Raw genomic sequence first — 10,374 nt, 5'->3', positions numbered from 1 at the left:
GACGTCACGCGAGAGCAAGCACCCACATCAATTACCTGATCGATTGTTAAAGAGCGTTCCCACTTGGGAGTCTTGCGACTTCCGCCACGAGCCTGAAAGGTTTCAAGTGCTTGTCAGCGCTTGTTTTCTTGCTCGCCGTAAGGAGTGGCGTATTTTAAGGATCTGGGCGAAGATGTCAACGTTTTTCTGTCGAATCCTGCCGGGCGCCGTTGCTGCTCAGTGGTGCCGATCCTGCGAAGAACTGGGAAGCGATTGTGCCTGCCTCACCGCCTTGCGTCAACCGATTTCTTCAATCAAATCAAACGCTTGGCTTTCTTCTTCACCGCCTCCGAGAACCTGTCTCGGCGGCAGCGGATGCGTACTTTACGGACCCGCCCGCGTCTTGGCAAGCCCTCGCGCTCAACTTTTTGGACATTCGCCCCCACCCCCTGCCGCCAAAAACGACGACGCCCGCGCCGGGCGGGCGTTTCAGCGTATTCAACTATTGACTCAACCAAGCGAGACACGGGCATAGCGTTTCTTGCCCGCCTGGATCACATAACTCTTGCCCGTCTCGAGCATGGTGTCCTTGGCGGCGACTTCACCATCGACCTTGACCCGACCGTTGCTGAGCATGTCCTTGGCCTGGGCGCTGTTATTAGCCAGGTTGGCGCGATTGAGCACGGCCGCGATCGGCGCTTGCGCCGCGCCTTCGAAGTCGACCGTCACTTCCGGCAGATCGTCCGGCAGCTCTCCCTCCGCCAACTGATTACCTGCGGAACGGTGCGCATTAGCTGCCGCTTCTGCTCCGTGATAACGCGTGATCAACTCTCTGGCCAAGGCCATCTTGATATCACGAGGGTTGGCGCCTCCATCAATTTCCTGACGAATCGCTTCGATCTCTTCGTTGGATTTCAACGACAACAATTCGAAGTAGCGCCAGATCAGGCTGTCCGGCATCGACACCAGCTTGTTGAACATGACACCCGGCGTGTCGTCGACACCGATATAGTTGTTCAGCGACTTGGACATCTTCTGCACGCCGTCCAGTCCTTCCAGCAACGGCATGGTGATGACGACCTGCGGTTCCTGCCCGAAATGCTTCTGGATTTCGCGCCCCATCAGCAGGTTGAACTTCTGGTCGGTCCCCCCGAGTTCGATGTCCGCCTTCAACGCGACGGAGTCGTAACCCTGCACCAAGGGGTACAGAAACTCGTGAATCGAGATCGACTGGCCGGCACGATAACGTTTCTCGAAGTCGTCGCGCTCCAGCATGCGAGCCACGGTGGATTGCGCGGAGAGCTCGATCATGTCCGCCGCGGACATCTCGCCGAACCATTCGGCGTTGAAGCGAACTTCGGTCTTGTCGGGATCGAGAATCTTGAAGACCTGCTCGCGATAGGTCTGGGCGTTGGCCTTGACCTCTTCTTCGGTGAGCGGCTTGCGCGTCACGTTCTTGCCGGTGGGATCTCCGATCCGGCCGGTGAAATCGCCGATCAGGAAGATCACCTCATGACCTAGCTCCTGGAACTGGCGCATCTTGGTCAGCAGTACACTGTGCCCCAGGTGCAGATCGGGGGCCGTGGGGTCGAAGCCTGCCTTGATGCGGAGCTTGCGACCGGATTCGAGCTTTTTCACCAGCTCATCTTCGATCAGAATCTCCTGCGTGCCGCGCTTGATCAACGCCAGCGCTTCATCGACCTCGGCCATCGTATCCGTCTCCATTACCAACGCTATCGGGCTTGAAAGGCGGCAATCTTAACATGAGTCTTCGAGGACCGTTGAGACACCGCCCGCCCGGGCCGCTGCACGATGTCATCGATTCATATCATGGGTTCACAACGACGAAGGAGAGATTCATGGCACTGTTCGTGGGATTGATGTCCGGCACCAGCCTGGATGGCATCGATGCGGCACTGGTAGAGATCGCAGACGAAGCGGCTCAACGCCCGCGGCTGATCGATGCCCTGTGTCTCCCGCTGGGCATCGAGCTGCGAAAGGCGCTGCTCGAACTGACGCAGGCATCGCAGGTGAGCTTCGCCGCGCTGGGTGCGACCGAGAGTGCATTCTGTGACCACCAGGCCGAAGCCGTACGCCAGTTACTGTGCCGCCACGATCTGCCTCCCGAGGCGATCGCTGCCATCGGCAGTCACGGGCAAACCATCGAGCACGCCCCCTATGCCGATGCGCCTTTCACCTATCAACTCGACAACCCGAGCCGTCTGGCCGAACTGACCGGCTGTCAGGTCGTCGCCGATTTCCGTCGTCGTGACATGGCGGCCGGCGGTCAGGCCGCGCCACTGGCGCCGATCTTTCACCAGGCCCTGTTTACCGATACGACGCGTACTCGACTGATCCTGAACCTTGGCGGCATCGCCAATCTGACCCGCCTTGGTCCCATCGGGTCATCGCTGCCGGTCATCGGCTTCGACACCGGCCCGGCGAACCTGCTGATCGATGCCTGGCACGTCCGACATCGACAAGGTCCGATCGACGAGGACGGACGCTGGGCCGCCAGCGGCAGGATCGATGAAGCCCTGCTCGAACGCCTGCTGGAGGAGCCATACTTCGACCTCACGCCACCCAAGAGCACGGGGCGGGAGCAGTTTCATCTTGGCTGGGTGGAAAATCGACTGCGCGGCAACGAAGCCGCCGTCGACGTCCAGGCCACGCTGGTGGAATTGACGGCAATGAGCGTGGCACAGGCTGCGCGCGGGTTCGTCGAGTCCCTCAATACGGATCTGATCGTCTGCGGCGGTGGCGCACGCAACGGCCATCTGATGCAGCGTCTGGCGGCGCATCTCCCGGGAGTCTCGGTACTGGGGTGTGAAGCCTTCGGCTGGTCGGCCGACTGGCTGGAAGCCGGGGCCTTCGCCTGGCTGGCCTGGCGCCGCATTCATCGAATGCCCGGCAATCTGCCGGAGGTCACCGGCGCCAGCGGCCCTCGCGTTCTGGGTGGCATCTACGCGCCCTGATGATTGGCACTCAACCCGATTCGGCCTCTGCCCGTAAGGCACCCGAATCAGGCATGGGGCCGGATTACTCGTCGTCGATCAGCGAAAACCGCGCGCCGTCGTCATCTCTCTCACCGGGCTGTCGGCGCTCATCGAATTTGATCAGCATGCGTAGATCGTTGGCCGAATCGGCGTGAGCCAGTGCCAGGTCTTCACTGATATCCCCGCGCCGGAACAGCTCATGGAGCGACTGATCGAAGGTCTGCATGCCCTGCTCGCGGGAACGCCGCATCAGATCCTTCAGTTCAGCCACTTCGCCACGCCGGATCAACTCGCTGATCAGCGGCGACTTGAGCAGAACCTCGGTCGCGACGCAGCGTCCGGTCCCATCCTGTCGCGGCAGAAGACGCTGGGCAACCACGGCGCGCAGGTTGAGCGACAGATCCATCCATACCTGTTCCTGCCGCGATGGCGGAAACAGACTGAGAATGCGCTCGATCGCCTGGTCGGCGCTGTTGGCGTGAAGCGTGGCCAGACACAGATGCCCGGTTTCTGCAAAACTGAGCGCCAGTTCCATGGTATCGCGGCTTCGAATCTCGCCGATCATGATCACATCGGGGGCCTGACGCAGAGCATTCTTCAATGCGACTTCGTAGGATTCGGTATCGATGCCCACTTCCCGCTGATTGATGATGCCGCGCTGGTGCGGATGCATGTACTCGATCGGGTCTTCGATACAGATGATATGGCCGCCGACCGTGCGGTTGCGATGCTGGATCATCGACGCCAGCGTCGTCGACTTGCCGCTGCCGGTACCGCCGACCACCAGCACCAGCCCGCGCCGGATCGAGGCCAGCGTTGCCGTCACTTCCGGCAACCCCAGCGACTCGAGATCGGGGATATCGAAGGCGATCCGCCGCACGACCATGGCCGGCTGGCTACGCTGAAAGAACGCGCTGATCCGAAAGCGCCCCTTGCCGCTCAGGCTCAAGGCGAAATTGGCTTCGTGTTCGGCCTCGAACGCCTCCCGGCGCCCCTGGGGCAGGGCGACAGCCACCAGCTCGCGAACCTGATCCGGCTGCAACGGCACGTCGCCCAGCGCCATCAGCTTGCCATCCAGCTTCAGACAGGGTGGTGCACCGGTCGAGATCAGCAGATCCGAGGCCTGCTTGGCCAGCATGATGTCGAGGAGTTGCTCAAACCATTGAGAGGGTGTCATGTCATTCCTGGTAGCTGAATCCGGGACGAACTCATTGATCGAGTCCGGCGCGCGATTTGGCATGGGCTTCCTGGCGCGTCACCACGCCATCGGCCACCAGTTGGGATAGCGCCGCGTCCAGCGTCTGCATCCCCAAACTGCCGCCGGTCTGAATCGCCGAGTACATCTGCGCGACCTTGCCTTCCCGAACCAGATTGCGAATCGCCGCGGTGGCCACGAGAATTTCATGGGCCGCGACACGGCCACCGCCCTCGCGCTTGAGCAACGTCTGCGAAATCACGGCCTGCAACGATTCGGACAACATCGAGCGCACCATACCCTTCTCGTCTCCCGGGAACACGTCGATGATCCGATCGATGGTCTTGGCCGCCGAGGTGGTGTGCAGGGTACCGAATACCAGATGTCCGGTCTCGGCCGCCGTCAATGCCAGACGGATGGTCTCCAGGTCCCGCAGCTCGCCTACCAGAATCACGTCCGGGTCTTCGCGCAAGGCCGACCGCAACGCGGGCGCAAAGCCCTTGGTATCGCGATGCACTTCCCGCTGATTGACCAGACAGCGCTTGCTTTCGTGCACGAATTCGATCGGATCCTCGATAGTGAGGATGTGCTCCTGCCGATTGCTGTTGATGTAGTCGATCATCGCCGCCAGCGTCGTCGACTTGCCACTGCCGGTCGGCCCGGTGACCAGCACCAGGCCTCGTGGCAACATCGCCAGGCGGCGGAAGACGTCACCTAGCCCGAGATCATAGAGTGTCAGCACGTTGCTGGGGATGGTTCGGAAGACCGCGCCGGCCCCGCGCCCCTGCGTAAACGCGTTGACGCGAAACCGCGAGACACCGGTGACCTCGAACGAAAAATCGGTCTCGAGAACGGCCTCGAAGTCGCGGCGCTGACGATCATTCATGACATCGTAGATGAGCCGGCGCACCTGACTGTCGTCGAGTGCCGGCACGTTGAGACGGCGCATGTCGCCATCTACCCGTATCATGGGCGGCAATCCAGCCGAAAGATGCAGGTCGGAGGCGTCGTGCTTTGCCGAGAACGCCAGCAGTTCGGTAATATCCATGGGTTTTTATTCGATCCCCTGCGTAAGGTCGACATACAGTATGCCAGAAGCGTCGGTGTCCGAATCCCTCTCAAGCGCCCGTGAGCGTCTTCAGGCGGCGCTGTCCGCGGCCGGTCGCCCGGATGATGCCGCGCGCCTGCTTGCCGTCAGCAAGACCAAACCAGCAGACATGCTGCGTCAGGCCTATCTCGCCGGTCAACGCGCCTTCGGCGAGAACTACCTGCAGGAAGCGCTGGAAAAGCGGCAGGCGCTCGCCGATCTCGACGACATCGAATGGCATTTCATTGGCGCGCTGCAGTCGAACAAGACCCGCGACGTGGCCGAACATTTCGACTGGGTGCATGGCGTCGACCGAGAGAAGATCGCCCGGCGGCTTTCCGAGCAGCGCCCGGCCGAACTCGAAGCGATCAACGTCTGCCTGCAGCTCAATATCAGCGGCGAATCCAGCAAGTCGGGGGTTGCGCTCGCTGACCTGCCGGCACTCGCCGAGACGCTGCTGTCGCTCCCCGGGATTCGGCTGCGCGGGCTGATGGCACTGCCTGCGCCCAGTGACGATTTCCGGCAGCAGCGTCACGCTTTCCGTCAGCTCGCAACCGCTTTCGCCGAACTGCAAGAGCGCTTCCCCGAGGCCCGACTGGACACGCTCTCGATGGGCATGAGCGGCGATCTGGAAGCGGCCATCGCGGAGGGCGCCACGATCGTTCGCCTGGGGACCGCCATTTTCGGCAGCCGACCGCCGTCAGGAGAGTGAGCGCGCCGTCGCCCTTACACGCTCATGACGTCACGGCCTCTCTCACAGACTTTCCCAAGCCGCTTCCAACAGAATTATCCAAAAGCATTTTCAAAGGACTCTGCCATGAACGACTCGCCACAGCCCAGCCGGATCGCCTTCATCGGTGCCGGCAACATGGCCAGCGCCATCTTTGGTGGCATGCTCGACAGCGGATACCCCGCCGAGGCGATCGTCGCCACGTCGCGTAGTCAGGAAAAACGCGACGACATCAGCCAGCGCTACGGCATCCGCACGATGCAGGACAATCTGGCCGCGGTACAGCAGGCCGATGTCGTGGTTCTGGCGGTCAAGCCGCAGATGATGCGCGATCTCTGTCTGTCGCTACGCGAGTCCGTTCAGGCACGTCGTCCACTCATCGTTTCGGTGGCGGCCGGGCTCGACGCCGCGACGCTGGACAACTGGCTGGGAGGCGATCTGGCCGTGATTCGCTGCATGCCCAACACGCCCTCACTGGTCGGCGCCGGCGCCAGTGGTCTTTACGCCAACGCCCGCGTCAGCGATGCTCAGCGCCAACTCGTCGCCGAGCTGCTGACATCGGTGGGGCTGGTCGAGTGGGTCGAGCAGGAAGCGCAGATCGAGGCTGTCACGGCGATTTCAGGTAGCGGCCCGGCCTACTTCTTTCTGTTCATGGAGTCACTGGAGGCGGCCGGCGTCGAACTGGGCCTGTCCACCGAGAGCGCTCGCCGCCTGGCATTGCAGACCGCGTTCGGCGCCGCCAAGATGGCGCGGGAAAGCGTATTCGACCCCGCCGAGCTGCGTCGGCGCGTCACCTCCCCCAACGGCACTACCGAGCGCGCGATCCAAACGTTCGAGGAGGCAGGTCTGGCGGATATCGTGGGGCGCGCGACTCAGGCCTGCGCCGAACGCGCCCGCGAGCTGTCGCGCGAGTTGTCGAAGTAAGTCAGATCGGGATTGAACCGAGACGAAATGGAATCCGCCGAATCACTAGGAGAACGTAATGGGCAGTAATCTGGGAAGCGCCGGCCTGATGCTGGTCAACACACTGGTCAACATCTATCTGTTTGTGCTGATGCTGCGCTTTTTGCTGCAATTCTCGCAGGCGGACTACTACAACCCCTTGAGCCAGGGGATCGTCAAGGCAACGCAGCCAGTAGTTGCCCCGGTGCAGAAGATTCTGCGCCCGCTCGGCCGGATCGATATCGCCACGCTGTTCGTGGGTTTTCTGCTCAAGATCATCGTGATCACCGCTATCTTCCAGCTCGCCGGTTTCGGCATGCCCCCGCTCCAGGGCCTGCTGCTGGCGGGCATCGCCGGCGTGCTCAATGCGATTCTCAAGATCTACTTCTTCGCGCTGATCATCATGATCATTCTGAGCTGGGTGGCGCCGCAAGCCAGTCATCCCGGCGCGCTGCTGGTAATGCAGATCGTAGAACCGATCATGGCACCGGTACGCCGCGTGATTCCGCCGCTGGGCATGATCGATCTGTCGCCGATCGTGGTGTTCATCGCCATCAATCTGCTCGACAGCGTCGTCGTCGGCTCGCTGGCCCGTGCGGCCGGCCTGCCGGGGGCATTGGTCGGCTTCTAGGACTGAGCTGTCGTCACCGCCGCCAGCAATCTACGACTCGAGAATGGCCCGCATCCGGTTTCGGGCCGCTACCGGATAGCGCCTGGCGGCGCTCGGGCACACATCGATGTGCATCAATCGTGTGTCCTCGCTGAACCTGGAGACTACCCCGTTTCATGTCCGCTTCCTTTCCATCCGACTCCGTCGGTCTGGTCACGCCGCAGACCGCGACATTCGAGTCCCCGCTGGCACTGGCCTGCGGCAAGACGCTCGAACGTTTCGACCTGGTCTACGAGACCTACGGCACGCTCAATGCCGAGCACACCAACGCGGTGCTGATCTGTCATGCGCTTTCCGGCCACCATCACGCGGCGGGCTACCATACCGTCGATGAGCACAAGCCCGGATGGTGGGACGCCTACATCGGGCCCGGCAAGGTGATCGATACCGATCGCTTCTTCGTCGTTTCCCTCAACAACCTGGGCGGCTGTCACGGCAGTACCGGCCCCGCCAGCATCGATCCGCAGACCGGACACCAGTGGGGGCCCACGTTTCCCGTGATGACGGTGGCGGACTGGGTCCACAGTCAGGCGCGCCTGGCAGATCGGCTCGGCATCGAGCGTTTCGCCGCCGTGGTCGGCGGCAGTCTGGGCGGCATGCAGGCGATGCAGTGGACGATGGCCTACCCCGAGCGTGTCGCCAACGTCGCCGTGATCGCCGCCACTCCGCGCCTGTCGGCGCAGAACATCGCCTTCAACGAGGTGGCCCGCCAGGCCATACGCTCGGATCCGGATTTCCACGATGGCTGGTACGCCGATCACGATGCCATCCCCAAGCTCGGCTTGAAACTGGCCAGGATGATCGGCCACATCACCTATCTGTCGGAGCATTCGATGGGGTCGCGGTTCGGTCGCGACCTGCGTAGCGATCAACTGAACTTCGGCTACGATGTCGAATTTCAGGTCGAGTCCTATCTGCGCCATCAGGGCGATACCTTCTCGACCCGCTTCGATGCCAATACGTATCTGCTGATGACCAAGGCGCTGGATTACTTCGATCCCGCCGGCCAGCACGACGGCGACCTGGCGGCGGCACTGTCGCCAGCGGCGTGCCCCTTTCTGGTCATCAGCTTCACCACCGACTGGCGCTTCGCTCCGGCCCGCTCACGGGAACTGGTCAGCGCGCTACTGCGAGCCGGCAAGGCAGTCAGCTACATCAACGTCGATTCGCCCCACGGTCACGACGCCTTTCTGCTGCCCAACGATCAATATGAAGCCGTTTTCGGCAGCTACATGCGGCGCATCCACGCCGATATCTCCGGGGAGACAGCCTGATGCGCGCAGATCTCGAACTGATCTACGACTGGGTACCCGACAACGCTCGCATTCTCGACCTCGGCTGCGGCGACGGCACCCTGCTGGCAGCGCTGGCACGTCACAAGAACGTCACCGGCTACGGCCTCGAGATCGACGCCGACGGGATCGCAGCCTGCCTCGGCAAGGGCGTCAACGTACTCGAACAGAATCTCGACGATGGCCTGGGCAATTTCGTCGATGATGCCTGCGATCTGGTGATCATGACCCAGGCGCTGCAGGCACTACGCCGCCCGGATACCATGCTCGACGAAATGCTCCGGGTCGCGCCGGAGTGCATCATCGCCTTCCCCAACTTCGCCTACTGGAAGCATCGCCTGCATCTGACCTTTCGCGGTCGCATGCCGGTCTCGCGTTCGCTGCCGCACGCCTGGTACGACACGCCCAACATCCACCTGTCGACGTTTCAGGACTTCGCCGGCCTGTGTCGCGACAAGGGCGTCACCATCGTCGACGAAGCGGTCGGCAGTGCCGATCACGAAGGGCACTGGACATCGCGGCTCTGGCCCAATCTGTTTGGCGAAACGGCAATCTTCCGTGTCCGGCGCGGTCGCTAGCCAGGCGCCATCTCGGCCGCGAACCCGCGACGTTCGAGATCCACGGGCAGCCGGCGATCCAGCATCATTGCGCCGGGACGCCCGTGCTCCCATGTCACCCGGCAGCCATAGGCCAGGACCTCCACGCCGCGATCAGCCACCGCAGCCAGCGTTCGCGCATAGACCGGATCGAGGTGCGCAGCCGGAGCCACGTCCTCGATGCCGGTGTGCGCCACGCAGAACAGCAGCACGCCTCGATGGCCCTGATCGACCAGCTCGGCGAGCACCTCGAGATGGCGCCGGCCACGCTCGCTGACCGAATCGGGAAAATAGCCGTGGCCGTCGCTTTCCTTCAGCGTGACCTGCTTGACCTCGACATAGATGTCGCCCGCTTCCGCCTCTCTCAACCGGAAATCGAGCCTGGCGCCCTCGACGCTGACCTCGCGCTTGAGCTCGCTGAAGCCGGCCAGTTCGGGAACGAGACTGCCCCGTAGCGCTGCCTCCACCAGCGCATTGGCGCGTCCGGTGTGTACCGAGACGAGATCGACCCCGCCCTTCCCATCGGGCAATTCGATCAGCTCCCAGGTCCAGCCCAGCTTGCGTGCCGGATTCGTACTCTCGGAGAGCCATACCCGACAGCCGGGAACATTGACGGCACGCATCGAGCCCGTATTTGGACAGTGCGCGATGACCTGGCGACCATCGTCGAGTTCGATATCGGCCAGGAAGCGTTTGTAGCGTCGTAACAGCACGCCGGGGACGAGAGCGGGATAATTCATGCAGTGCGGATCCAGAAAGCATTGGATTCGAAGGAATCGGTTGGAAGGCCAAACCGTCGCTGCCGGCGCCTGCCCGGCGGATGACAGCTCGATTCCCCGGTTTCACGCCCCGGGGATGAGAAAAATAAAGCGCCCATTCGGTTGCAA

10 protein-coding genes are annotated in these 10,374 nt (G+C 62.4%); 6 read left to right on the top strand and 4 right to left on the bottom strand.

Annotation, left to right across the window (positions count from 1 at the left end):
• Positions 1-489: 489 nt before the first annotated feature.
• A complete protein-coding gene (tyrS, locus tag BTW07_RS15620; RefSeq protein WP_075571106.1) occupies positions 490-1,689 on the bottom strand; it encodes a tyrosine--tRNA ligase in 1,200 nt (399 codons plus the stop codon).
• Between the two features lie 149 nt (positions 1,690-1,838).
• Between tyrS and BTW07_RS15615 the strand changes: the two genes are divergently transcribed.
• Positions 1,839-2,954, top strand: coding sequence for an anhydro-N-acetylmuramic acid kinase (locus tag BTW07_RS15615; RefSeq protein WP_075571105.1), 1,116 nt, complete (start codon positions 1,839-1,841; stop codon positions 2,952-2,954).
• A 64-nt stretch (positions 2,955-3,018) separates the two neighbouring features.
• Here BTW07_RS15615 and BTW07_RS15610 read toward each other — a convergent pair whose 3' ends face one another.
• The gene (locus BTW07_RS15610; RefSeq protein WP_075571104.1) at positions 3,019-4,152 is read right to left on the bottom strand and encodes a PilT/PilU family type 4a pilus ATPase; all 1,134 of its coding nucleotides are present in this window, start codon (positions 4,150-4,152) and stop codon (positions 3,019-3,021) included.
• A 31-nt stretch (positions 4,153-4,183) separates the two neighbouring features.
• Complete coding sequence (locus BTW07_RS15605; RefSeq protein ID WP_075571103.1) at positions 4,184-5,218, bottom strand: type IV pilus twitching motility protein PilT; 1,035 nt, start codon at positions 5,216-5,218, stop codon at positions 4,184-4,186.
• Between the two features lie 40 nt (positions 5,219-5,258).
• Here BTW07_RS15605 and BTW07_RS15600 point away from each other — a divergent pair, with 40 nt between their 5' ends.
• From BTW07_RS15600 to metW, 5 genes are all read left to right on the top strand, one after another.
• Positions 5,259-5,969 carry a YggS family pyridoxal phosphate-dependent enzyme gene (locus BTW07_RS15600; protein ID WP_075571102.1) on the top strand — a complete coding sequence of 237 codons (711 nt, stop codon included), beginning with the start codon at positions 5,259-5,261 and terminating at the stop codon, positions 5,967-5,969.
• Between the two features lie 105 nt (positions 5,970-6,074).
• Positions 6,075-6,911, top strand: coding sequence for a pyrroline-5-carboxylate reductase (proC, locus tag BTW07_RS15595; RefSeq protein WP_075571101.1), 837 nt, complete (start codon positions 6,075-6,077; stop codon positions 6,909-6,911).
• A 58-nt stretch (positions 6,912-6,969) separates the two neighbouring features.
• On the top strand, positions 6,970-7,560 hold the full coding sequence (locus tag BTW07_RS15590) for a YggT family protein (RefSeq protein WP_075571100.1): 591 nt from the start codon (positions 6,970-6,972) through the stop codon (positions 7,558-7,560).
• Positions 7,561-7,715: 155 nt separating this feature from the next.
• A complete protein-coding gene (metX, locus tag BTW07_RS15585; protein WP_075571099.1) occupies positions 7,716-8,873 on the top strand; it encodes a homoserine O-succinyltransferase MetX in 1,158 nt (385 codons plus the stop codon).
• On the top strand, positions 8,873-9,469 hold the full coding sequence (gene metW / locus BTW07_RS15580; protein WP_075571098.1) for a methionine biosynthesis protein MetW: 597 nt from the start codon (positions 8,873-8,875) through the stop codon (positions 9,467-9,469). The genes metX and metW overlap by 1 nt, the downstream gene beginning before the upstream one ends.
• On the opposite strand, the gene sfsA is transcribed toward metW, so the two are convergent.
• Complete coding sequence (gene sfsA / locus BTW07_RS15575; RefSeq protein ID WP_075571097.1) at positions 9,466-10,227, bottom strand: DNA/RNA nuclease SfsA; 762 nt, start codon at positions 10,225-10,227, stop codon at positions 9,466-9,468. The two genes, metW and sfsA, sit on opposite strands and share 4 nt — an antisense overlap.
• Positions 10,228-10,374: the final 147 nt, after the last annotated feature.

It is taken from the genome of Salinicola socius (assembly GCF_001937195.1).
Lineage (GTDB): Bacteria > Pseudomonadota > Gammaproteobacteria > Pseudomonadales > Halomonadaceae > Salinicola > Salinicola socius.
Note: the sequence above shows the minus strand (reverse complement) of the source record. Positions and strands in the feature narration are given on the sequence as shown.